Genomic DNA, 22,552 nt, shown 5'->3' with positions numbered 1-22,552 from the left:
CAACGACCTGCTTGAGTGTTTTCATGTTAATTTTTTGATGTGAAACTGAAAAATCAATAGTGAAACTTCCCTTGGACTTGTCTCCTTATGGATATTCAAGCTGGACTGTAATTCCGCCTTACATTCTGTTCTGTCTTAGGAAGCGAAAAAGAGGAAGGCCATCTCTAAAAATCAGTATGCTAAAAAAGCTACTAAGACAGCCCTAGGCTCTCCCTCTTTTCACTAAATACAGCAAATCTATAAAACAAAAAATGTCTCCTACATTTGCTTGACACAAACATAGGAGACAGCCTCTTTTTATTTGTTCAATTATTTCAGCCACCTTCTTTTCATCACTATAAAAGATGTCTTCATCCATACCCACCAGTGCTGGATTATGGAAAGTCATGGTAGATTTCTGGGTTATTTTTGCAGATGCATGAACACTCTTGGCACCTGTTTTTTCCAGGATAGTTTTAACGTTTGAAAAAGTTACCCCAGCACCTGGCATAATTTCAATCCTTCCAGCCGCTTGCTCCACAAGTTCACGAATAAGCTCAATTCCGTCCTCTGCACTATTCTTTTGACCAGAGGTCAATATTCTATTGCATCCTAACTCAATGATATCTTCTAAGGCTTCCTTTGGATCTCTACATCGATCAAATGCTCGATGGAATACCACCTCCATTGGACGAGCTAAATCTACCAACTCTTGCATCCTTACTTTGTCAACATCTCCCGAAGGTAAAAGGATGCCCAGGACCACACCGTTACAATTTAAGGATTTACAGATCAGAATATCTTCCTTCATCTCTTCAAATTCCTCCTCATTATATACGAAATCTCCTGACCTTGGTCGTATCAACACATGTACAGCAATGTCTAATGTTTCTCTTGTCAATTTTATCAAGCCAAAAGAAGGTGTTGTACCACCATTTTCAAGGTTTTGACATAATTCTATCCGACTTGCTCCAGCGGATTGCGCTTGCTTGGCAGAATAAAAAGAGTTGGCACAAATCTCCAGTTTATAACCATTAATTTCCTTTTCCATCATAAATCAAAGATATTTAATTTGTTGGGCAGAATTAATTTTAATATTTAAGTGACAAACAATCAACCACTTATTAAAAACAAAACAGTACATTTAATTGTTGAATTATTTGCGAGCATCAAAAACCCCCTTGTTATGCCACTTATTTCAAGACAAAAGCAGGTTCAGATTCATCTTTCTACCATGTATGATTCTTTATTGAATAGTGTTGAAAAAATGAAGAAGGACCTTCAATCCCATCGGTACCAATATGAGGAAGCCTGTAGCTTACACATAGATTCTGGTTTCAAACATGAAAAACTTTGGTTATCTGCAGATGAAAAGTACCAGCAAAAATTCGTGGAATTTGAGACACATTGTTTTCTGCTGGATATTTTATCAGAATATCGGAATGAGGAAGGAAATTTCATCCACTTGGAAGAGATCAGTCTAACCTTGGAATCATTGATCCATCAATATGAAAACCAAGAGGCCTATGAAATATGCGCCATCATCAAAAAATGGCTGGATCATATTGCCAATAAATTTCGGACAACCTGAACTGTTTAAACCGACCTTATTTTAGCTCAATCCAAGGCGCATTTTTTTTCACCCAATCCGTTACTGCCAATGGCACGTCAGAGCAAAGGTAATCTGCACCTAAGGATAGCCCTAAAAGGAAATCATCAACAGATCTTCCTGGCCATAAGGTAATGGTCATCCCTTGCTTTTTAGCTGCAGTAACCATATTGCGCGTACTCATTTCCACGCGTGCCCCAATCCTTTTTACCCCCAATTCTTTTGCCTCATCAATTAACTTCTGTGATAAACCTTCTGATTTAATCAGCAGAAGATCCACATCAGGATAAGTCGTATTCAAATATTTCAAGGGTCGCTTATCAGAGGATGTCAATAAGTATTCAGAATCCTTTGGTCTATTGCTGTATACACGGTTATATAGTTCATCACAATATTGATGAAGGACCTTTTCTTCGTAAACCGGCTTATTAGTTTTCATTTCGAATTCGATATAAACCCCAGGTTTATCTGAAAAATACTGTACCACCTCCGCTAAGGTTGGCATCTCATTTCCCTTTTTTGTTCGCAATTTCTTGAATTCAGCCAAGGTAACATCTTCTACCCCACCTTTTATCCCCACAATACGTTCAAAATTATCATCATGAAAGATAACCAATTTGCCATCCTTCGTTCTTCTGATGTCCGTCTCAAAGCCCCTCATCCCCTTTTCATAGGACTCCTTAAATGCCGACATGGTATTCTCGTCCAATTCGTGGGCAGCTGCCCTATGGGCAAATAATTTGACGGCAGCTTGTTGGCCAAACGCTGCGATGGAAAACACCATACAGATACACATCAATAAAAATTGCCTGATAAACGATGGTTGAAGTAAGAAGTGCTGTTGTAATTTCATTATATACAGTTTAGGTTAAAAAGAAAAGCAAAAATAATTCTTGCCTATGGTTATTTAAGGTAATTTAAGAAAATTAATAAAAATATAACATAGCAATCTCATAAAGATTAAGACATTACCCTTAAACAATCAGCGCCTTTAGGAGGGCTCCTAAAGACGCTGAATAGATTATTTAACAGTAAACATCAGACAATATGAAACATCATTGTCCTTAAGGGGTATAAACTACTTAGTGTGAAAAAAGAGGTTTCTCTAACCTAGCGATTGGATGATAGCCTGTAAAATCAAAATCTGTGGAAATGTATCCTTCTTTAACGGGCTGTTCCTTCACCAAATCAGTGGTTAGGTATTTTTTATTATCATCAGATAAAACAGTCACCACAACTGCATTATCCCCCATTTCTTCCTTTAATTTGATAGCACCGATTACATTGGCTCCGGATGAAATACCTACGGCCAATCCTAATTGCTGTGCTAATTTTTGAGCCATGATGATAGAATCACCATCTGACGCGCAGATTACTGAATCCAGATTCTCCAATTTTACGATCGCAGGAATAAATTCATCAGAAATCCCTTGGATACGGTGTGCTCCTACCTTATAACCAGTGGTCAAGGTTGGACTTTCCTGTGGTTCCAATGGATGGATCCTTACAGCTGGATTATAATTTTTCAATTGCTTTCCTACGCCCATTACGGTACCACCCGTACCTACACCAGCTACAAATGCATCTGCTGTAAGGCCGATGGAAGCTAATTGTAGCGCGATCTCTTTTCCTGTAGTCAATTCATGTGCCTCGGCATTGAAAAGGTTCTCAAACTGTCTCGGTAAAAAGACACCACCTTGTGCAGCAAGGTCTTCACTGATTTTGATGCTACCCAAGAAACCACCTTCCTCTTTGCTCACCAATTGGATATCTGCACCCATACTTTTGATGATATCGATACGCTCTTTGGACAACCAATTTGGCATAATGATTTTTACCTGATGGCCCAATGCTTTACCAATAGCAGAAAATGCAATACCTGTATTACCGCTGGTGGCTTCTACAATCATATCTTCCGGACGGATTTGGCAATTTGCGTAAGCTTTATAAAGAATATACAATGCCATACGATCCTTGATACTTCCAGTTAGATTGTAGTTTTCACATTTAACATAGATTTTTCCAGGTTTACCTTTATAAGTATATTGCAATTCCAACATAGGGGTATTTCCTACCAAGCACCAAAGGTGATTGAAACGGCTATCCAACTCTGGAGACAAACATTTGCTAACTGTAGCTTCCTCTGCGATCATATCTGTTTTGTTTGTGATTAAAATAGGTTATAAATATTTTACTCTGCAAAATTGCTAATTAACCAAAATATATTCAATTGGATTACATCATTTCAATAAATTTTATCGAAACATACACCATTTTCCATATATTTTTCAGAATTTAATGTTTAAATTTGGTAACAACGAGAAAATCAACGTTATGGAGCTTGACCCTACAGACATCAAATTATTAAAGATCCTTCAGGAGGATGCCACCTTGAGCAACAAAGAAATTTCCCTAAAACTGCACAAATCTATTGCAGCCGTTCATGAGCGGATAAAAAAACTCAAAAATGCGGGTTATATCAAACGAACGGTTGCCATATTAGATCGGCAAAAGATTGGCATCGGTTTGATTTCCTTTTCACAGGTTTTCCTAAAGGCGCATACTTTTGAGGTGCTAAATGAATTCGAAAAAGAGGTTTCTAAATTCCCAGAGGTTATGGAATGTTATCAAATGGCGGGATCTTACGATTTTATGCTGCGCATCGCAACGAAAGATATGGATGCCTACCACCAATTCCTTAGGAATAAACTGGCGGTTCTACCGCAGGTAAATACGGTACAGACTTATTTTGTACTTTCAGAAACTAAGAGTGAGACGGCTTATTCTTTTTAAAACTGTCCTATAAAGAAACCATCGATAGGACACCCTTAACTTTATATATCGCTTTTACATGGTCAGGATCCAAGAACAATTCATCATAGCCTTCCACATTCTTGGCCAATAAGCGCCATTGTTTATCATTTCCTCCCCGCACGAACCGGACAACATTCATCTTTTCGGAGATGATCAGATAAATATCACCAAATACAACCGCATCCTTATCCACTTCCTTGACAAAAACCACACTGCCATGCTCAATCTCCGGTTGCATCGCCTCTCCTTGGTTCACAAAGGCAAAATCACTACCTGACAAAAGTGGGATTTCAAGCTCATAGGCCACTGGCATATTGGACAGATCCGTATCAAACGCATCCAAACTAATGTTAAACAAAGGTATCTTGGTATTGGTTACAGGTTCCACTTCCTTGCCCATTGTCCCTTCTCCTGTCAGTAACCATGCTTCATTGATATCGGGAAACCTTTCTGTAATGATTCCTGCCAGGTTTTTACTAATGGCATAATTACCTTTTTTTATCTGATATAAACGCTCTGCCCTACTAAGACCTATTTCCTTAGCAAAAGAATTCACATTTAAACCCAAATATTGTATTACCTGTTCCAAGCGATCCCAATTATTCATCTTATGGTTTTATTTCAATTTTTATATACAATGTCTTACTGAATAGATCCTCTAACAGCCATACATTATACACAAAAGTAAGACCAAAACCGTAAAAAAAGAAATTTTTATTTCATCACACAATATTTTATTGGTGAATACAATTTTTTATTGTACGTTTGCAATGTTATTAACCAAGAGCATTAGCTATTGTATAAAAATTACAGACCATTATTATTATCCAGCAACATGAGCAATAGTAACAACAAAGTACTGGAGCAAGCGAACAATGAGAAAGTCAGTGAGATTACAACACTGGATATAATTAATCTTATATCCTTAAAAAATATTAAAATAAAAGATTTAAACTTTGTTAAAGACCATATTACTATTCAAAAATCAAAAACGACGACCACCTATGAAATCAGCGTCCAGGACGTTGACAACAAGACCTACTCCCTCACTTTGGAGCTAAAAACTTACACGTAATAAAAAAATTAAAAAAAATTTGTGAATACAATATTATATTGTAATTTTACTAAACAATTAATTAAGTATTGCAATATTTAAATTCATCGTATCAATTTCAATAAGTAAATATGAAAATTACAACTCTATCCAAATTAGCCCTAGTCATTGCGATCAGTAGCTCAGTGATGCTAGAAGGCTGTAAGAAGTATGATGACGACATCACACGACTTCAACAGGGGATTGATCAGAACAAATCTGACATTGCCTCTTTAAAATCTCAGTTAACTTCATTAGGCTCAACCAACGTTGTTGAATCTGTAACTTCCATTGCAGGTGGTTTCAAAATCACGTTCAAGAAAGCAGACGGAACAACCTTTACCTACGACATCGTCAATGGCGCTAAAGGTGCGGATGGTGCAGCAGGAAAAGACGGTGCAGCAGGAACCATGTGGAAGATTGATCCAACCACGTTTATGTGGCAATCATCCAATGATGGCGGTAAAACTTGGACCAACACAACCATTAAAGCACAAGGTACGAACGGTACTAACGGAACTAATGGTACAGATGGTAAAGATGCCAAATTGGAGATCAAATCAGTTGGTGGCAAATATTTCTGGTTCATCAATGATGTGAACACCAATGTGGCAGCTTCTACAGGTGATGTTACTTTCGTTAAAACTGCTGGTGGTTATAATGTAGCGATTACCGATTCAACGGGTGCTGTAGTTGACAATGTGTTCTTGGCAACCGAAGCGATCGCTGTTTCATCTATGAGCCTGGTTCCAGAATTTACGAACAGTAATTCGGCAGTAGTTTTCTTCCCACGTATCGTAGATAACAACGGGTTGAGAAATACAGTATTACAAGGTTATGCAAAAATCAAATACAATTTGAACCCATTTGGTGTTGCTGTTGCAAACTACGATGCAAATGGTCTATTGGTTTCTACTGCAGATAAGGTTCAATTCCGTTCTTCTGGTGAAACACCAAGTTCAAATTTCGTATCTGGTGGAGCTTCCGTAAAATCATTTGGCGATATCGTAGTTAAATACAAACCAACAAATGCGAACTCGGTATTCCCACATGCTGGTGATAATGAAGATTTGATGATCGCTTTACAGATCAAAAACAATAAAGCGGCATCAAATCAGCAATATGTTGCTTCTGAGTACGAATTAGCGAAAGAAGAAATCGTTGAAAGAGACGAGACAACCATCGAGAAATCCAACAGAAACACTTCTGCAACTGGCGATAAGGTTACCTTATTAAATGGTGTTAACCCTTCATTCAATGGTAGCTCATTCACAGACGCTGGTGCAGGAAGTCAATCATTGGCATTCACAAAAGCTTTGGCAGACGCTAGATCAACTTCTAACTTCAGTCTACACTTCAAAAACGATGCAACTACTAACCTAGACAACAATACTGCCTATGTTGGTGGAACGATTTTGGACGAGAAATTGAATGGTTTCTATGCTCGTACGCAAATCGGCAACAAAGTAGTATCCATGGACGATCATGGTTTGGATGATTACAACTTACGTTATGATCTAGATCATTATGCTCCAACTGCACAAGAAAGAGATTGGATTACATTAGACCCAGTTACAGGTAAGATCTCGGTTAAAATTTCTACTAACAATGGAAATGTGTACAACTCTGCAGCTGTGAACAATTTTGTGGTTATCCGCGTAAGAATGTTCCCTGCACAAAGCACAACGAATGCAATTGCTGAACGTTTCATCAAAGTTAATTTTGTTCAGGATGCAGCGGTTCCAGTAGCGGTTAATGGAGTAGTTTCTCATGATGTTATTGCTACAGGAGTTGTTAAAGCAATTTCTTGGAGTACACCATTGACATTAGATGCAGCATACAACAAAACGCAAAAAACTGCTTCAGACTTCCACCAAGTATATACCTTCACACCTAGCGCAGGTAACCCAGCTGGAATTACATTCGATGCAGCAAGCATGAACAACCCAGTACAAGGTTCTCCTCGTAACTTGAACATTGCGAACACCGTAATGCCAGGTACTTACACCATGAAAGGTACTTACAACTCATCGATCTCTAGCGATCCAGTGGTACAGGTTACAGTTACTGTTACAGTTACAGGTACTAAAATCACGAACATCAGCAAACGTGCTCCATTCTGGGATTCAGGATTGAATTACGGTATCATCAATGGTAAATTAGTTGGAGGAACTTGGAAATTACAAGCAGATCTTTGGGATTACTGGATCGAATCTACTGTAACCGCAGCAGATAAACCAGCGACTACCTACGATTTCACCATCATCGATCCATTAACAGGATTCACTATCGCATCTGGCAGCGAAGTAGTACTTAACGAAGCTCTATTAGCCGCTCGTAACAAAGTGAACAATGGCAATGTAACCTTACGTGTAACTAGAAGAGTAAACGGCGTGGTATACGAAGTTTCTCAACCAACGTTCCCAGTAAGATTCATTAATCCTGTGAAACCAATTGCTACGAAAACTCCTTACAAAGAGTTCAAGGACAAAGAGGTTTCTGGAACCAACACTTCAACAGTTGATGCTAGAAGATTGATCAAGTTAACAGACTTCAACAACGTTACCTTGTTTGATTTCAACAACAACCCTGCAACCAACGTATTCAACGCTCAATTAGCTGGATATTATGGTCTATCAGGTGTAAATGCTGCGTTCGATGTATCTAACATTACATTCATCCAAGCAGAAAATGCATCAGGTACTGTTGTTCCACTTCAATCAGGTGCTAGAGCAGTTGTAAATGGAAACGACCTAGTTTGGGAAAACTTAGGTGCTAACCTACAACAACCAATCTACTTGGTTTACGAAGTGAAAGTAACTAACAAATTCAACATCGGTGATGTAGCACCTACAAAAGGTGAAGTAATCACTAGAGTGAAAATTAAAGTTAATCCGAACTTATAGTAATTAGGTTGAATAAATAGTTTAAAACTCGAAGGGCGGCAGGTTATGCCGCCCTTTTTTAAACCCTCTACATATGGAAAATGATGTCTTTAACACGATAATCTGTTTAAATGTTTGTTTGGTATTATTTGCCATTACTTCTTGTATCTTTATCCTAGCCAAGAAAAGATTATGAACTAGTCCAATCCAATTAAAACCATTAGCTATGAAGTTCCTATCCAATTATCTATTCCTGCTCTTTTTTATTTTTCTAGGTTGTACCGAGAAAAAACCATTAATCGAAGAAGAGAAATTCAGGACTGTAGTGATCTATATTGCTGCAGACAACAATCTCAACCAAGAGGCTTATAAAAACATTGCACAGATGGAAAAAGCTTTTGAGGTAGAGAACAGCAATCTGATCATTTATACCAAACTTCCGAATACTGCTCCTGCATTGTATAGAATCCCGAGCATAAAGGAATCAAAAAATGGAAGGATAAAAATTAAGGAATATCCCAACCACAATTCCTCGGATCCTAACACGTTGAAAACAGTCATGGAGGATGTAAAGGAAAATTTTCCGGCAAAAACCTATGGATTGATTCTTTGGTCACATGCTACCGGATGGATTCCTCCTGGAACCGGAAATATCAAACTAAAATCCTTTGGAGAGGATAATGGATCCCAAATGGATATCAAAGATCTGGATTATGCTTTACCAAATGATCTGGATTTCATCTGCTTTGATGCCTGCTCCATGGCAAGCTTAGAAGTATTGTATGAAATCAAAAACAAAGCAAAGTATTTCATCGCCTCTCCAGGCGAAGTAATTGCCAATGGTATGCCCTATGATAAAACCATCAATTACTTTTTTAGTAAAGACAAAAGTGGCTATGCTACTTTAGCTCAAAAATATTACGAGCATTATAACAGCATGACGGGTAATTACCAATCAGCTACCATTTCTGTTATTGATGCCTCTCTCCTATCAACCATTGCCGAGGAGACCAAATCTATTCTAATAAACCAGAATCCAACCTATAGCGACTTCAATCGGTCAAAGATCCAACGGATGGATTTTGATCGAACCAGCAACCCCTTGGTTGCCTTTGATTTCCTAGACTTTATAAATCAAAATTACAGTAATATTACAACCCTTCAATCCAGCATTGAACGGGCAGTAATCTTTAAAGCCAACACCCCGAAATTCAATGGATTTCCAATTGTTACTAATTCTGGATTGACCTGCTATATACCCATCTCAGACAATGAAGAATTAGTGCATAATTACTACCGAACGTTAAAATGGTATCAAGATTCGGGTTTTAACCGCCTTTTTTAACCATAAAAATTTAAAAAATACCCTAAATGGAGTATTTTTTAACTGCCCTATTGAAATTATATTTGTTGTACAAACTGACCAATTAATTTGATTTCTTATGAAAGGGTTAAAAAGAGGTACGGCAAATCGTAAGTTGATCATGCAAATCATCCGGATCAAGGATGCCATTAAAGAGAATACTTCCGGAAAAAGGACGAAGGAAGAAGGAGATACCCTGTCCTTTACAACCAAAGAGAACATTAAGGTAATATTAAAGTTGTATAGTTAAAATGATAAACGGCAATTCGCTCGAATTGCCGTTATTTTATTATTTACTTATTACCAACCTGGGTTCTGCACTAATTTTTTACTTTTCTGTATTTCATTTAGAGGGATTGGATACAAGTACATTTCACGAGTGAACGCCCTGTTTTCATACGATGTCCGCTTAAAGAACTCACTCTCTGTAGTTGCCCCCATATTCATTCCGTAGAACAGGCCGCCCTGACCTCCTTTTCCAGCATCATTTTCTGCGATCATCCAACGGCGAACATCAAAATAACGTTGCCCCTCAGTGGCTAATTCCACGCGCATTTCTGCCCGGATCGCCTCCCGTTGTAAATCTTTATTACCAATGATCTCAGGTTTGATATCCTTCAATTTTGGAATACCTGCTCGCTCACGGATCTTATCTACATATTCTAAAATTAAAGGATTTCCCGGATTTACTTCGTTCATTGCTTCTGCGTATAAAAGATAGAATTCTGCCAAGCGGAAGATAATAGATGGTCTATAATGACTTTTTGGAAAAGACCCCTGATTATGAACATTCCTTGAAATACGTTTATACAAAAGATACCCTGACCAAGGATGATCTGCTGCAGTATTATCATTTCCATTTCCTCTATTGAATTTAACGACCCTATTGGTTAAGTGCCATTTTCTACCATGATAAAATACCGTTTGATAAAAACGAGGTTCTCGGTTTACCCACATATTATAGGTTCCAACCTCGGTTCTACCCGTAATGTCATCGCCAGCGGTAGAGAACCCTTGTTCTGAATATTTAGGAGATTCTTCAATCGACAATCCATCGTTCATAAAAAAGTCGTCCACTAATTCTTGGGTAACCGCAATACAGGCGAATCCAGCATTCTCCGATCTTGGCGTAGATCGCCGATCAACACCTTCTCCGTTAATGGCACCCCATGACTGGTTTGGATTGGCCCAAATAATCTCTGCGTTATACGACATAAACAACTCATATAGCGATTTATCTGGATCATAAACACCGTTCGTATTCACTTTATACAATTGATATTTACCAGAATTGGCAAAATCAATAAACTCCTTTAACGCTGTCTCAGCTTTATTCCATTTGGAAGGATCAGCCGCTGAAAACAACTTTTTCCCACTAGGATTCGTCAAAGCCAAAGCTTCTTGGTAGCCCCCGTTGAACAATGGGCTTGCCGCATATAGATGAAGTTTAGCTTTTACAGCCAAGGCAACCCCTTTGGTAGGTAAAGCCAGGTAATTTTGATCCGTAATAAATTCATCTAACTCATTGGCTACAGCAGTCAGTTCATTGGAAATAAAATCCACCACTTCATCGATGGAATTTCGTTCAAAATCGATATCACTTCCAGATGGATCTATAGATTTATCGATCACTGGAATCGGACCATATTGTTCGAACAACAAATAATGATAATATGCCCTTAAAAAACGAACTTGAGCTTTCATTTTTGCCAATTCTGTAGCATCTATATAATCCGTATCACCACTACGGGGAATTTCATGGGCATTTTCTAAGAACAGATTTGCCTGACGGATGAGGGTATACAAAGATCCCCATCGATGGAAAGGTGCATTCCCCGAATTAAAGCCACTTGAATTAAGCGTTCTTAACGTCCCTTGGGCCATTTTTAGTTCATCCGACGCCCCTGCCCATGGGTTGGTCAGCGCAGCTGCATCCAAAATCATCCCAGAACTATTTGGTATTCCTGTGAATACATTTCTATGCCAATTCCGGGTATATGCTGTATTGTCAAAAACTTCCTTCATGGTCAATTGACCTGCAAGTTCGTCGGAAACATCCAAAAAACTGGTGCTGCATTGGGTTAGGCTTAAGGAGGCTGTCACTAAAAGTATGCTGTATATTTTTTTGAAATTTTTCATGATAGTCAGTTAAAAGGTAAATTCTAGACCGAAAGTATAGGCAGAAGGTATAGGATAATTTAGACCTTCATTAGCGTTGCCCAATTCTGGGTCCCACATTTTAATATTGTCCCATACATAAATATTATTCCCGTTCAGATAAAGTCTACCTGCCTTGATGCCGTATTTACTTAGGAAGGATTCATTAAATCTATATCCCAGTTCTACATTTTTCAACCGGACAAAGGAAGCATCCCTTAGCCACCAAGTACTTGGTACAGAATTGTTGGCAAAGGTCGCAGAATGAAGACGTGGATAAAACACGTTATCCGAAGGGTTTTCTTCTGTCCATCTATCCAAAGCCTCTACACGGAGGTTGGACTCATCCACTCCCCATTGAAAAGGGAAGAATCCTGATGCCATATTTGCCCCGAAAACCGTAGAAGTATTTCCAGCCCCTTGAAAGAATACATTGGCATACATGCCTTTATATTCTCCTGAAATCCCAAAGCCATAAATTAATTCTGGCACCCCTGGTTTAGCAATATCTCGCGTTTGATCGTATTGATTGATGATGCCATCTCCATTCAAATCCTTATATTTTATATCTCCAGGACGGATGTTAGAACTTAAGGTCGACTCCACTATTCCATCTTTCAGTTCATAAGTTTTTACACCATTCACCTCTGAAATATGGAAATCTTCATGCTTATACAGTCCATCAGCGACGTATAGGTTCCATGACCTTAAGCTTTTCCCTGTTTCGTTCATCCAAGGGTATAATTGAGGTACCTCATCGTATTCCAGGATTTTATTTCTTGCGAAGGTGACATTTCCACGTAGACTCAATACAAATTCATTTCCAATTGGCTGTCTGATGTTCAATCTACCATCAATACCATGGTTGGCTACTTTTCCGAAGTTCTGCCATGGGTTTTGACGAAATCCTGCCACTGCGGAAACGGTTCGACGTTGAAGCAAAATATTGGAACGGATATTATCAAAATAATCCACCTGCATCGTTAATTTGTTATTGAACATCCCGAGTTCCATACCAAAGTTCTTTTTATCTTCGATTTCCCAAGAAAGGTATGGTGCCTCGAATCTCCCTTCGATCAATCCTGGCAAGCCATTCAAAGAACCAGATCCTCCAATACCAAATGGATATCCCGCTGCACCAGTTGAAAAGGTTCCTCGGTAAAGAAATCTTGCACCACCAGTGTTATCATTTCCTGTACGTCCATACGATGCCCTGAATTTTAGGTTATTGACCACCGCCTTCATCTCTTCGGTCATGAACTTTTCATTGCTCACAGTCCAGGAAACTCCAACGGCTGGAAAAAATCCAAAACGGTAATCCTTGGCGAAGGTTTCACTACCTGTAAAACCAAAATTACCTTCAATAGCATACCTGTTATCATAAGAATAGGTCAAACGACCAACATAGCCTTGTTTTCTGAAAGCCAATGCTTCGTTATGCAATTGCGATTCTTTCTGATAGGTCAAGAGCATGGCACCAACATCATGAAGATTCAAGAAATTACGGTTATATCTGAGCGACATTTCCATGTAAACATTCTTACTTCCCGTATTGCTTTCTGCCGGTTCACCAAAATCTGGATTCCCTGCTACTACTTCCTTGTAAATCAAAGAACCATCCGGATTTCTTCCGGTAGCATAGAATTGTTTAGGCGTTTTGGTTCTGTTCATATAGTAGTTCATGACCGCATCATAGCTTACGTTTCCTTGAAAGACCAATCCTTTGGTCAGAAAATCCAATTCTTGTTTTAAGGAAACATTAGATTGTATGCTGGAACGCCATTCTTTGGCATAACCCGATTCCATTAATAAATTGTATGGGTTTATCCGGTTATTACTAGGCCTTGGGTGCCCAGCAATGGTTCCATCGGAATAGACAGCCGGGAATAAGTAAGAAGGAATAGTGGTCATTCGTTGAAAAATAAGTCCTGTACCGACTCCTGGATAGTTGGTCATCAGATATTGTCCGCTTAGATCAACACCAATAGTCGTGGTCTTGGTCACACTCAGATCCACATTGGAACGTAGATTGAATCTCTTCAAACCAATATTATTGTTATATTCTGCCAGATTGTTCTCTTTAAATATCCCACTTTCTGAAAAGTAAGCACCAGAAACAAAGAATCTAGCAATATCACCCCCTCCTCTGAAATTCAAGGTATGTCGCATGTTGTTCGTGGTTTTGTCGAGCATCAGATCCAACCAATCGGTATTTGGATATAGATCTCGATCCTCTCCGCGACGGTAATTTTCAATTAATTCATCAGTGAACATAATTGCAGAGCCTTCATTTCGCAAGGCTTCATTATAGAGCGTCATGAAATCAGCAGAACCTAAGAATTCAGGTAGCCTAGTAGGCTGTAGTACACTATATTCTCCACGGTAATTAATCTGCGTTTTTTGCTGACGACCGCGTTTTGAAGTGATAATAATAACGCCATTAGCTCCTTCGGCGCCATATACTGCTGTAGCAGCAGCATCTTTTAGTAATGTGAAGGTTTCTATCTCATCCGGTTCGATATCCTGCATGGCCCTAGGAACACCATCCACCAATACCAAAGGTGAAGTACCTCCTGAGAAGGAACTGATACCTCGGATCCAAAACTCAGAGTTATCATAGCCTGGTTCACCGGTACGTTGGATAGCGATCAAACCTGGTAATTGACCGGCCAGGTTATTGGTCAGGTTACGGGTTGGAAAGGCTAGGTCAGATCCTTTAACCGTGGCTACAGAACTCACTAAACTTGATTTCTTTTGCGTTCCGAAACCGACGATCACTGTTTCCTCGATGCTCATCACATCGTCGCTCATTTTGACCTCCATGTTATCGGGATCTTCTACCTTTACCTGTAATCTCTTGTAACCCACATAGGTAAATACGAGTTCATCTCCCAACTTACCCTTAATCTCAAAAGAACCATCTTCTTTGGTGGTGACACTTTCATTGGATTGCAGGGAAGTAATGGTTACTCCTGTGAATCCCTTTCCATCCTTATCAAGCACCTTTCCCTTAATGGTTGATTGGATATTTGGCCCGAATTCAAAAGTTGTATGGCTTGAATGATTATTTAGGTTAATTTTTTCATTAGTTGCATGGGCATTATTCCCACATAGTATTACAAATGTTGCAACACATAATTTGGTTATTTTCATTACTTTTGGTTAGTTTATTTGCGATTTAGTGTAATTATGCTAATTCGAATTATTCCATAACGGTGAATGGCGGTTCCTCGTTATTTTTTTAGTATATCTGTTTAGTTTATCCCTCCTTTCTTTTTTAGGTGATTGTTTTATATACCGTAAGCTGTTTGTATTAAAAAATATCTGACTGTATAAAAATTATAAATGGTTATTCCTGTTGAATATTAGTAAATGGTTTGATTTAAACTAATATGTCATACATTATAAAAACAAATATATTCATTAGAATATCATATATTTATAAAGAGAATTATCAAAATAGTAAAGGATTTTACCATCAATCTCTAAAAATATGCTCAAATTACCTTCAAGGGAGTTCCCTATTATTCCAGGCAAAAGGATAACCCTTCGGGAAATTCAGCACACCGATTTATTAGATATTCTAGATATCTCCTATTACGATGGTCAAAAAGCTTCAACCGTTGAACAAGCTGCAGCAATGCAAAACCTTATCCAACAGAATTACCACGAAGGCTCATCGGTACATTGGGGAATAGCATTGAACGATTCAAATAAACTTGCTGGCACGTGTGGATATTATAGAGGATTCGAAAAAGAAGCAGGAGAATTAGGCTGTATACTATTGCCTCAATTTTATGAGAAAGGTTTCATGACAGAGGCAATGAATCTGGCAATCGAATATGGTAAAAATACGCTTAGATTAAAAAGGATCTGGGCAGAGACTTCTAATTCCAATCAGGCTGCCATCAATCTTCTTAATCGATTAGGTTTTAAGAAAACAGCAGATTTAGAAGAGGATGAGGTCATTTATGATTATGTGTATTAAAATATTCCATAGCATATACTGCTTCTAGCTTATTGAATTCAAAACCAAGTTGCTGTGCAACTTCTTCCTGATATTTCCGAAACAATTCCATCATCAATTTCAAGGATTCCCAATTACGTTTAATATCCGCATCGGCATAGGTTTCCAAAATCCTTTTATATTCGTCTTCAGAAAGAAATCGCTTGGCAAATTTTCCTGATTTTCCAAGGTTGATGTTGAAATCATAAGCACAAGCTGTCCGCCATTCTATCATTCTAATTTATCAATAAATTTCAATCGATTAGATGTAGCAAACCTTCTTGATTGAATTGTGCCAATATGGTAAATCAATTTATATAAGCTGAATGATATTGTTTGTGTTGTATTTATTCTATCAATCAAAGTTGTTTGTGGTAAAACGATTGGGTCAATTTCAACAAGAATATTTTTACTTTGAAATAATTTTCTAAAATCAGCTATAAATGACATTTTTGATTACATGGATTGAAAATATTACGCCTAACATATTTTTTAGCGAAGCTAATATATTAAATATTTCGCCAATCCGTCTCTATAGACGCACTTCGCTTTACATATCCAAAGTCGATATAACAAACTATATTTTAATAGGTTGATTCAACATTAAATACTGTAAATTGAAACAATAGTTATGAATAAATCTTTATCCCTATATGGATAACGAAACTATACTGAAAACATTTGAAAAAAAGCTGGCTACGCAAAGATATGCAAACAATACAGTCAAAGCATAAAGATTATGCCCGTTTATTTCTCAAATATGTTTAAGGTACAGTCCATGTGTTAAGACATTCGTATGCTTACACAATTAATTCAGTCCGGTATTAATATACGAATTGTTCAGGAATTACTAGGTCATGAGAATATCAAGACTACCATGATCTACACATATATCACAGAATTGATAAGAAGAAGATTCTAAGCCCACTAGATTTTTTATAATCTCTAAGAAAACACTATATCAGACTACCCTAATCTATACCTACCTTTCTTGTTATTAAGTTGAAAAACAGGTGATTTTTGTCCGAAATATATTCGAAAACAGAAAAAGCCACTGATAATCAGTGGCTTTTGTCGGGGTGGCAGGACGAATCCATTACCCTTCAAATATCTATTAATCAATAAATTGACTTCTTTGTTGAAGAACTACTCACCGTTTTCCTCACATATAATTTGTGATTCGATGGTGCAAATATAGCCAATTTAACCCAATGGGCAATACATTTTAGGGCTTTTTTCAAAAAGATTAATATAACTTCAATTGGATTTTAAAAAATATCTTACATGAATGTAATATATAACTAGTAACCATTTAGTAACATATTTCCTTATAGATCTTTAGTCAATAAAAAAGTATAGTGCTCAATCACTATACATTCAAAGATTTTATATTTGTTAGAGTATTTACAAATTCAATCCACTATTTTTTTAATTCTGATTTTATTATATTGCTGTAAAAAGATTGGAATAAGGTTGTATAAAAAATTTGCTGCTAAAATAGAAAATCCAAAAAGAAAATGTTCATTGAAAAAACCATAAATGGTCGTCAATAGAAAAAAGATCAAACAGATCCAATGGTAACGTTCATACATGGCAAGGGTTTTTAAATATTCCTTCGCTTTAGCTTTATCCTTTATTGACGGGGCTCCGAGCCCGTTTGTTCGGGAATTGACTATATCTCCATTTTGAACAAATTTTCTGATGAATTTTATCCCATATTTTTCATAAACCTTTTTATCTGCACTTAACGTAAACTTACTTAATATCTTCCCTGGAAGAGCCCCAAAAAGTAACGCTACGCCAAGAGATACATAAAAGTAAATATTGTCTATTCCTTCCTGAAACCAAAACCAAAATACAGGAGTAAAACAGACTGTCGTCCAGAAAAAATTTATAATCTGATTTAATATATCTCGTTTATATGGTTTTTTCGTATTTCGCATAAATTTCTATTCGCCGGGTTTTGCTGTTTCCCTGATTTCAACACTTGTGTTTTGACCATTTAGTATTGGGCATTTCCTAGCTATTTTAGTGGCTTCGTCTAAGTTTTCAGCCAGAATAATTATATAGCCCGCTACAGATACATCATCAGCAATATGAGGTTGATGAATAATTCTGTCATTGGGTTTTAGGACTCTTCCATCTTTTGAAAAGTGATTTCCACCATCGGCGAGCATACCTCTCTCTGCGATATCGTTGATCCACACCATCCACTGTTTCATGTAGATTTCCATTTGCTCCTTGGAAGGTTTTGCTTCTGCGCTCTTTATGTCCATTCGGAACAATAAAACAAATTCTTTCATATTATTGATTATTTAATGATATTGATTTCTTATTAAGCCATTTGGTCAACACAATTCCCATAAATGTCATTTTCATTAACCAGTCGCCAGCATGCACAGCGCCTAACTGCCATTGCATGTGATCCCATAAAACTGCTCCCGCCATTCCAACAGCATGAAAGGAAATCCACAATAGAAAAACCAGCTTTAATGTGTCTTTATATTGTGATAAATTCAATAGCAGAATTAATTTCGCCAGCACATATGCAACAATCAATTCTCTTAAGGGAGCAAACGCCATCGTCCATCTGGGTATTTCGGGGTTTGGTGGGTTTCGGTATGTCTCCCATATTTCGCCGAAAACCATCGGGCTGTACCAAATTCCACTGAGAACAAATGCTATCAGTCCCGTTGCGATTATTGTCCAATAATTGTGTTGTGTGAGTTTTTCCATTGCATTGCGTTTTGTAAATGCAAAAATGCTTTGTTTCACACATATTGCTATTGACATAGGTCAAAATCGTTCTATTTTGATTTAAGCCTACTTAAAGTTTCCTCCCGGATATCCAGATAAGACGCCAATATCTTGTTGGATACCTGTTGAACTAAAGCAGGATTTTCATTCAAAATAATTTCATATCGTTGCTTCGCTGTTAGGGTTACCCTTTGCTCAATTTTCCTGTTTTGAAACGAATAAGCCATTTCCAAAATTCGCTGATAAAAATTTCTCCAATTATCCATTTGGCTATTCAGACGATAAAAATCCGCATGACTGATTGCTAAAAGCTCGGTATCTTCAAGAGCTTCTATCATTTCTACGGAGGGCTTTTGAGAAATGAAACTTGTTAAAGCTGTTCCAATATGATTATCGAGCATAATGTATCTTGTCTTTTCATGTCCGTTTTTATCTACAAAAAATATACGGACACAACCGGTTTTCACAAAGTAAAATTCTTTACAAATACTTCCCTCATGCAATAAAACATCATTTTTGCTGACGGATTTTCGCTTAAAAGAACTTAATATTCTAACCAGCTCGTTTTCGTCAAAGTCGGAAAACATTTTGAGCACTGATTGTAACTTCTCTGACATTTCTCTTTGTTATAAGATGGTTAACATGAAGGATGTCATTGGCCATTTGTAGCGCTTTTCGTTGTCGGTTCATAGTAAAGCATTACGGCTCCATTGCCGAATATTCTTGTTTTATTGAGCTTAAAAACAGTTCTGTCTATGTCTTCAAACAACGGCAAACCGCCTCCTGCCACCATAGGGTGTATACAAAGATGGTACTGATCAATCAAATCAAGTTTCATTAGTTGTAAAATTAGGCTTCGGCTACCAATAAGAATGTCTTTCCCCGGTTGCTGTTTAAGTTCTAATATCACTTTTTCTATATTCTGATCCGCCAACCTTGCACTTTTCCAGTCTACGCTTTCGAGGGTTCGGGAAAAAACAATTTTTGGGATATTATCTATAACCACGGCAAAGTCGTCCATCGATTTTTCGCCGGAGGGATTTTCAACCAAATTTCGCCAAAATTCCATAAGCTGATACGTTATCCTGCCAAAAAGAATCGCATCAGCATTGCTTAATAAACCTGCGTAATATTGATGTATTTCCTCATCTGGAATCCCTGCTGAATGGTCGCAAACCGCATCAAGTGTCGTATTGATTGTTGCAATTACTTTTCTCATCGTATTTTATTTACATGTTTTTCATTTATTTTGCTGTGCTTCACTTTCGAAATCAGATTTCTTTTCTTAAAATGGCAAATCCCAAAGAACCGATGAGTTATCGTTTTATTGCTTCCGACAGAGAGCCAACGAAATTGATCTGTCGGCCTTTGTTGCTTTCATAAATGAAGTCCGTTAAACTTTGGGTTTCACATTTTGAAAAATCACCTATAATGGTTAAAGGCATCCGGTACTGAGCAAATTTTTGGAGTATCTCACCTGCAATTTTGGTTTTTAAATCAAAAAAATCGGGCGTAATGTTTTTTTCATGAATAAGAATCTTATCAAATCCCTGATAGTATAGATCGCCCAATAGATCCAATCCGTCTTCGACAGATCTTAAAATAATTTCGTCAGAAATAATTTCAGCTATTTTTAAACTGTTGGTATGGTGTGTTTCAATTGTCATTGTCAGATCAATTTTTTGAATGGTTCGTATCTGTACCGCTTACTAAGCTATATCGATTAACTCAACAATTTGATCCTCAGAAAATTTGAATATGGATCTTCCGCTTAAATCAATTTGCTCGCCTTTTTTTAATCCGTTGGGAAGATCAGAAGCTAAAGTTGCAATGTAATCTATTTCAATTTTGGTGGTATCGCCCTTATGCTGGAAAGATTTTATGGTTTGCAGCCGGCTTTCAAAATAGGATTTTGCCTGGTCAGCTTGTTTTCTAAACGCTTCAATCCCGTTTAACACTATCGTAACCTCATCATTATTGATGTTTTTAAAAATGATAGCTTCGTTAAAATCCCGGACCATCTTGTCAATGTCGAATGCATTATAGCCGTCAACATAATTTTTTATAATTTCTTCACGTTTTGTCATTGTTCGGTATTAAATCAATTCGCCAAAAAACCTCATAAATCTTTTTCTAACAGTACATTGTTTTCCATAGTTCCTGCTATTCTGAAACCTAGTTTTTCGGCAAATTTTAATGCGTTTATATTTTCAGCGGTTGTATTCGCTACGACTTTGTTTATTGCATATTCCCGCTGTGCATAGGGGATCAATAAGAGAAAGGCTGTTGCCATCAAACCTTTTCCCCAATAGTCGGGAAGCAGGGAGCCGCCGATTTCAATTTCGTTCCTCAGTTTGTCCCAATGGTGCAATGCGCAATCTCCAATGATTTTTTCTGGGTTTACGGTGGTGCGTATTGTGAAAATATCATTGCATTGTGAAATGATATTTTCAGTAAACTCGAAAGCTGCTCTGCTGTTCTCCTTTGATTCGACTTTTTCACTTTCCTGCCCGTCTTTTTGGAAATACAAACTGTGAAATGCAATAGCATCTTTTTCAGTTAGCCGTTTTAATAGTAGCTTTTGGTTGCTTATATCAGTAAATTCAATGGCCATGCAAGCGTATATTTAGTTATTTAGTCCATTTTTATCTGATCTAACTAAGGCGCCTAGTTTTTCGGGTGCGACTTCGCAGAACGCCGTTGTCAAAACTTTAACGAAAAGCTCCCTACTTACCATTTCGAGCTCTATTATAGTCCAGCCCTGCTTGCCCCACTTGTTTTTAACCGGATAAATGGCAGATTTATTTGCGGAAGAAAAGACATCCTGATCTATTTCTGATAACTTGACGGTAACTCTTTTTTGCTTATCATCATACGTTGCAAATATTTTTTTCTTCACCCTGAAAGAAGTCTTTTCGAAGTGGGGCTCTTCCGTCGTTTCGGGAAAGGAAAGTGCCAGTTTCAGCAATTTTTCAACTGTTACCATAACTAATTATTTTTTTACCGGGGTCAAATGGGTCAGTACACACAACCATTCGTCACCGTCTTTTTTGTACACATCTGTAATCCATTCATCAGCTTCCATTGGTTCTCCTTGCCAGGTTCCGGTATTTTGCCCCCGGCCAGTTACCAGTGCTACACCTCCGTACATTTTTACCCGCAACACTTCTTTGCTCATCGCCCAATGGGATAGCAACCCTTGTTTCAGAACTTCAAAAAACCGCTCTTGTGGTATAATTCCACCTTGACTGTCTACCAATACCCAATCAGATGTTATACATTTTTTTATTTCTGAGATGTCATTGGTAACAACCGCCCGGTTGAAATTATCTTCAACGTGTTGAAATTCTGAAATTAAATCTGGTTCATTCATTGCCATCTTTTTATTGGATAAGGAAAAGCCCGGTGTTATCAGGACTTTCCCTAACTATTTTTTGATTATATTATTTTTCTCATATTTTCGTTTTCACAAGATTTAGATCAATAAAATCTGTCCATCCTTCGTTTTCTGTATTAATAAACCACTTGCCATTTATTTTGGTATTTTCTTCATTAATCAGGCCGCTAAACTTTAAGTCTGCTCCTTCAATTTTAAATTCATTGTTGATAATAAAACTTATCATGGTACCTTCTTCTCCTTTTGAGTTAAAGTATTGCATTTTGGCTTTGTCTAATGAGCTATACAACTTAATAAGTTCAAAAGTTTCACTCCTCTCATTTCCCATCATAACATCTGCCTTATGCAAAATATAATTTCCGTCAAGTATCAGCTCGTAGCTATCCATGCCAATTAATTTATCAATGCCCCGATTTGATTTGATATTGCCTGTGGTTTTCCAAACACCAATAAGTCTTTTAAAATTGCTATGTTCTATCTTTTTCATTTACA

The 22,552-nt window shown here is 37.5% G+C and carries 25 protein-coding genes; 7 read left to right on the top strand and 18 right to left on the bottom strand.

The features are described from left to right. Positions 1–202 precede the first annotated feature (202 nt). The gene (locus CRJ00_RS02075) at positions 203–1,033 is read right to left on the bottom strand and encodes a copper homeostasis protein CutC (RefSeq protein WP_099365255.1); all 831 of its coding nucleotides are present in this window, start codon (positions 1,031–1,033) and stop codon (positions 203–205) included. Positions 1,034–1,165: 132 nt separating this feature from the next. Here CRJ00_RS02075 and CRJ00_RS02070 point away from each other — a divergent pair, with 132 nt between their 5' ends. After that, positions 1,166–1,570: a hypothetical protein gene (locus tag CRJ00_RS02070; RefSeq protein WP_099365254.1), complete on the top strand. Its 405-nt coding sequence runs from the start codon at positions 1,166–1,168 to the stop codon at positions 1,568–1,570. A gap of 16 nt (positions 1,571–1,586) precedes the next feature. Here CRJ00_RS02070 and CRJ00_RS02065 read toward each other — a convergent pair whose 3' ends face one another. Together CRJ00_RS02065 and CRJ00_RS02060 are read right to left on the bottom strand one after the other, a co-directional pair. Continuing rightward, positions 1,587–2,441, bottom strand: coding sequence for a glycerophosphodiester phosphodiesterase (locus CRJ00_RS02065; protein WP_099365253.1), 855 nt, complete (start codon positions 2,439–2,441; stop codon positions 1,587–1,589). Between the two features lie 229 nt (positions 2,442–2,670). Then, on the bottom strand, positions 2,671–3,741 hold the full coding sequence (locus CRJ00_RS02060; protein WP_099365252.1) for a PLP-dependent cysteine synthase family protein: 1,071 nt from the start codon (positions 3,739–3,741) through the stop codon (positions 2,671–2,673). A gap of 145 nt (positions 3,742–3,886) precedes the next feature. Between CRJ00_RS02060 and CRJ00_RS02055 the strand changes: the two genes are divergently transcribed. After that, positions 3,887–4,381, top strand: coding sequence for an Lrp/AsnC family transcriptional regulator (locus tag CRJ00_RS02055; RefSeq protein WP_099365251.1), 495 nt, complete (start codon positions 3,887–3,889; stop codon positions 4,379–4,381). A gap of 7 nt (positions 4,382–4,388) precedes the next feature. Here the strand turns inward: CRJ00_RS02055 and CRJ00_RS02050 are convergent, their stop codons facing one another. Then, on the bottom strand, positions 4,389–5,009 hold the full coding sequence (locus tag CRJ00_RS02050) for a S24 family peptidase (protein ID WP_099365250.1): 621 nt from the start codon (positions 5,007–5,009) through the stop codon (positions 4,389–4,391). A 578-nt stretch (positions 5,010–5,587) separates the two neighbouring features. Between CRJ00_RS02050 and CRJ00_RS02040 the strand changes: the two genes are divergently transcribed. From CRJ00_RS02040 to CRJ00_RS18720, 3 genes are all read left to right on the top strand, one after another. After that, a complete protein-coding gene (locus CRJ00_RS02040; protein ID WP_144038060.1) occupies positions 5,588–8,401 on the top strand; it encodes a hypothetical protein in 2,814 nt (937 codons plus the stop codon). A gap of 205 nt (positions 8,402–8,606) precedes the next feature. Further along, entirely contained in the window at positions 8,607–9,725 is a 1,119-nt protein-coding gene (locus CRJ00_RS02035; protein ID WP_099365247.1) for a clostripain-related cysteine peptidase, read from the top strand. Positions 9,726–9,822: 97 nt separating this feature from the next. Then, on the top strand, positions 9,823–9,993 hold the full coding sequence (locus CRJ00_RS18720; RefSeq protein WP_167554278.1) for a hypothetical protein: 171 nt from the start codon (positions 9,823–9,825) through the stop codon (positions 9,991–9,993). Between the two features lie 50 nt (positions 9,994–10,043). Here the strand turns inward: CRJ00_RS18720 and CRJ00_RS02030 are convergent, their stop codons facing one another. Further along, entirely contained in the window at positions 10,044–11,882 is a 1,839-nt protein-coding gene (locus CRJ00_RS02030; RefSeq protein ID WP_099365246.1) for a RagB/SusD family nutrient uptake outer membrane protein, read from the bottom strand. A gap of 9 nt (positions 11,883–11,891) precedes the next feature. Further along, the gene (locus tag CRJ00_RS02025) at positions 11,892–15,053 is read right to left on the bottom strand and encodes a SusC/RagA family TonB-linked outer membrane protein (RefSeq protein WP_099365245.1); all 3,162 of its coding nucleotides are present in this window, start codon (positions 15,051–15,053) and stop codon (positions 11,892–11,894) included. Between the two features lie 340 nt (positions 15,054–15,393). Here CRJ00_RS02025 and CRJ00_RS02020 point away from each other — a divergent pair, with 340 nt between their 5' ends. Further along, positions 15,394–15,888 carry a GNAT family N-acetyltransferase gene (locus CRJ00_RS02020; protein WP_099365244.1) on the top strand — a complete coding sequence of 165 codons (495 nt, stop codon included), beginning with the start codon at positions 15,394–15,396 and terminating at the stop codon, positions 15,886–15,888. Here CRJ00_RS02020 and CRJ00_RS02015 read toward each other — a convergent pair. Then, the gene (locus CRJ00_RS02015; RefSeq protein ID WP_099365243.1) at positions 15,866–16,141 is read right to left on the bottom strand and encodes an aminoglycoside 6-adenylyltransferase; all 276 of its coding nucleotides are present in this window, start codon (positions 16,139–16,141) and stop codon (positions 15,866–15,868) included. The two genes, CRJ00_RS02020 and CRJ00_RS02015, sit on opposite strands and share 23 nt — an antisense overlap. A gap of 561 nt (positions 16,142–16,702) precedes the next feature. On the opposite strand from CRJ00_RS02015, the gene CRJ00_RS19285 reads away from it, so the two are divergent. After that, positions 16,703–16,828, top strand: coding sequence for a tyrosine-type recombinase/integrase (locus tag CRJ00_RS19285; protein WP_306473093.1), 126 nt, complete (start codon positions 16,703–16,705; stop codon positions 16,826–16,828). 490 nt (positions 16,829–17,318) lie between these two features. Here CRJ00_RS19285 and CRJ00_RS02000 read toward each other — a convergent pair whose 3' ends face one another. From CRJ00_RS02000 to CRJ00_RS01950, 11 genes are all read right to left on the bottom strand, one after another. After that, on the bottom strand, positions 17,319–17,849 hold the full coding sequence (locus CRJ00_RS02000; RefSeq protein ID WP_099365241.1) for a hypothetical protein: 531 nt from the start codon (positions 17,847–17,849) through the stop codon (positions 17,319–17,321). A 6-nt stretch (positions 17,850–17,855) separates the two neighbouring features. Further along, on the bottom strand, positions 17,856–18,209 hold the full coding sequence (locus CRJ00_RS01995) for a YciI family protein (RefSeq protein ID WP_099365240.1): 354 nt from the start codon (positions 18,207–18,209) through the stop codon (positions 17,856–17,858). Position 18,210: 1 nt separating this feature from the next. After that, positions 18,211–18,699 (bottom strand): DUF1761 domain-containing protein, encoded by a 489-nt coding sequence (locus CRJ00_RS01990; RefSeq protein WP_099365239.1) that lies wholly within the window; start codon positions 18,697–18,699, stop codon positions 18,211–18,213. A 14-nt stretch (positions 18,700–18,713) separates the two neighbouring features. Then, positions 18,714–19,280 (bottom strand): Crp/Fnr family transcriptional regulator, encoded by a 567-nt coding sequence (locus CRJ00_RS01985; RefSeq protein ID WP_099365238.1) that lies wholly within the window; start codon positions 19,278–19,280, stop codon positions 18,714–18,716. 35 nt (positions 19,281–19,315) lie between these two features. Then, positions 19,316–19,882: a dihydrofolate reductase family protein gene (locus CRJ00_RS01980; protein ID WP_099365237.1), complete on the bottom strand. Its 567-nt coding sequence runs from the start codon at positions 19,880–19,882 to the stop codon at positions 19,316–19,318. A gap of 97 nt (positions 19,883–19,979) precedes the next feature. Next, positions 19,980–20,330, bottom strand: coding sequence for a DUF4180 domain-containing protein (locus tag CRJ00_RS01975; protein WP_099365236.1), 351 nt, complete (start codon positions 20,328–20,330; stop codon positions 19,980–19,982). Between the two features lie 42 nt (positions 20,331–20,372). Next, positions 20,373–20,750 carry a nuclear transport factor 2 family protein gene (locus tag CRJ00_RS01970; protein ID WP_099365235.1) on the bottom strand — a complete coding sequence of 126 codons (378 nt, stop codon included), beginning with the start codon at positions 20,748–20,750 and terminating at the stop codon, positions 20,373–20,375. Between the two features lie 32 nt (positions 20,751–20,782). Continuing rightward, positions 20,783–21,277 (bottom strand): GNAT family N-acetyltransferase, encoded by a 495-nt coding sequence (locus CRJ00_RS01965; protein WP_099365234.1) that lies wholly within the window; start codon positions 21,275–21,277, stop codon positions 20,783–20,785. Positions 21,278–21,289: 12 nt separating this feature from the next. Beyond that, positions 21,290–21,649, bottom strand: a complete 360-nt coding sequence (locus CRJ00_RS01960) for an MmcQ/YjbR family DNA-binding protein (protein ID WP_099365233.1) — start codon at positions 21,647–21,649, stop codon at positions 21,290–21,292. A 6-nt stretch (positions 21,650–21,655) separates the two neighbouring features. Next, positions 21,656–22,042, bottom strand: coding sequence for a nuclear transport factor 2 family protein (locus tag CRJ00_RS01955; RefSeq protein ID WP_218962164.1), 387 nt, complete (start codon positions 22,040–22,042; stop codon positions 21,656–21,658). Between the two features lie 73 nt (positions 22,043–22,115). After that, positions 22,116–22,547: a hypothetical protein gene (locus CRJ00_RS01950; RefSeq protein WP_099365232.1), complete on the bottom strand. Its 432-nt coding sequence runs from the start codon at positions 22,545–22,547 to the stop codon at positions 22,116–22,118. Between the last annotated feature and the right edge of the window lie 5 nt (positions 22,548–22,552).

The sequence above is a fragment of the Sphingobacterium sp. 1.A.4 genome (assembly GCF_002734245.1).
Taxonomy (GTDB): Bacteria; Bacteroidota; Bacteroidia; order Sphingobacteriales; family Sphingobacteriaceae; genus Sphingobacterium; species Sphingobacterium tenebrionis.
The sequence above is the reverse complement of the archived record's forward strand: the minus strand, read 5'-3'. Positions and strand labels throughout refer to the sequence as shown.

What these genes read in the sequence shown, in the direction of transcription:
- CRJ00_RS02055 (WP_099365251.1), top strand. Translation starts at nt 3,887, where the DNA reads ATGTTTAAATTTGGTAACAACGAGAAAATCAACGTTATGGAGCTTGAC.
- CRJ00_RS02040 (WP_144038060.1), top strand. Translation starts at nt 5,588, where the DNA reads ATGAAAATTACAACTCTATCCAAATTAGCCCTAGTCATTGCGATCAGT.
- CRJ00_RS02025 (WP_099365245.1), bottom strand. Translation starts at nt 15,053, where the DNA reads ATGAAAATAACCAAATTATGTGTTGCAACATTTGTAATACTATGTGGG.
- CRJ00_RS01985 (WP_099365238.1), bottom strand. Translation starts at nt 19,280, where the DNA reads ATGTCAGAGAAGTTACAATCAGTGCTCAAAATGTTTTCCGACTTTGAC.
- CRJ00_RS02030 (WP_099365246.1), bottom strand. Translation starts at nt 11,882, where the DNA reads ATGAAAAATTTCAAAAAAATATACAGCATACTTTTAGTGACAGCCTCC.
- CRJ00_RS02070 (WP_099365254.1), top strand. Translation starts at nt 1,166, where the DNA reads ATGCCACTTATTTCAAGACAAAAGCAGGTTCAGATTCATCTTTCTACC.
- CRJ00_RS02015 (WP_099365243.1), bottom strand. Translation starts at nt 16,141, where the DNA reads ATGATAGAATGGCGGACAGCTTGTGCTTATGATTTCAACATCAACCTT.
- CRJ00_RS01970 (WP_099365235.1), bottom strand. Translation starts at nt 20,750, where the DNA reads ATGACAAAACGTGAAGAAATTATAAAAAATTATGTTGACGGCTATAAT.
- CRJ00_RS02065 (WP_099365253.1), bottom strand. Translation starts at nt 2,441, where the DNA reads ATGAAATTACAACAGCACTTCTTACTTCAACCATCGTTTATCAGGCAA.
- CRJ00_RS01965 (WP_099365234.1), bottom strand. Translation starts at nt 21,277, where the DNA reads ATGGCCATTGAATTTACTGATATAAGCAACCAAAAGCTACTATTAAAA.
- CRJ00_RS01990 (WP_099365239.1), bottom strand. Translation starts at nt 18,699, where the DNA reads ATGTCAATAGCAATATGTGTGAAACAAAGCATTTTTGCATTTACAAAA.
- CRJ00_RS01980 (WP_099365237.1), bottom strand. Translation starts at nt 19,882, where the DNA reads ATGAGAAAAGTAATTGCAACAATCAATACGACACTTGATGCGGTTTGC.
- CRJ00_RS02050 (WP_099365250.1), bottom strand. Translation starts at nt 5,009, where the DNA reads ATGAATAATTGGGATCGCTTGGAACAGGTAATACAATATTTGGGTTTA.
- CRJ00_RS01995 (WP_099365240.1), bottom strand. Translation starts at nt 18,209, where the DNA reads ATGAAAGAATTTGTTTTATTGTTCCGAATGGACATAAAGAGCGCAGAA.
- CRJ00_RS01950 (WP_099365232.1), bottom strand. Translation starts at nt 22,547, where the DNA reads ATGAAAAAGATAGAACATAGCAATTTTAAAAGACTTATTGGTGTTTGG.
- CRJ00_RS02000 (WP_099365241.1), bottom strand. Translation starts at nt 17,849, where the DNA reads ATGCGAAATACGAAAAAACCATATAAACGAGATATATTAAATCAGATT.
- CRJ00_RS18720 (WP_167554278.1), top strand. Translation starts at nt 9,823, where the DNA reads ATGAAAGGGTTAAAAAGAGGTACGGCAAATCGTAAGTTGATCATGCAA.
- CRJ00_RS02075 (WP_099365255.1), bottom strand. Translation starts at nt 1,033, where the DNA reads ATGATGGAAAAGGAAATTAATGGTTATAAACTGGAGATTTGTGCCAAC.
- CRJ00_RS01960 (WP_099365233.1), bottom strand. Translation starts at nt 21,649, where the DNA reads ATGGTAACAGTTGAAAAATTGCTGAAACTGGCACTTTCCTTTCCCGAA.
- CRJ00_RS19285 (WP_306473093.1), top strand. Translation starts at nt 16,703, where the DNA reads ATGCTTACACAATTAATTCAGTCCGGTATTAATATACGAATTGTTCAG.
- CRJ00_RS01955 (WP_218962164.1), bottom strand. Translation starts at nt 22,042, where the DNA reads ATGGCAATGAATGAACCAGATTTAATTTCAGAATTTCAACACGTTGAA.
- CRJ00_RS02060 (WP_099365252.1), bottom strand. Translation starts at nt 3,741, where the DNA reads ATGATCGCAGAGGAAGCTACAGTTAGCAAATGTTTGTCTCCAGAGTTG.
- CRJ00_RS02020 (WP_099365244.1), top strand. Translation starts at nt 15,394, where the DNA reads ATGCTCAAATTACCTTCAAGGGAGTTCCCTATTATTCCAGGCAAAAGG.
- CRJ00_RS02035 (WP_099365247.1), top strand. Translation starts at nt 8,607, where the DNA reads ATGAAGTTCCTATCCAATTATCTATTCCTGCTCTTTTTTATTTTTCTA.
- CRJ00_RS01975 (WP_099365236.1), bottom strand. Translation starts at nt 20,330, where the DNA reads ATGACAATTGAAACACACCATACCAACAGTTTAAAAATAGCTGAAATT.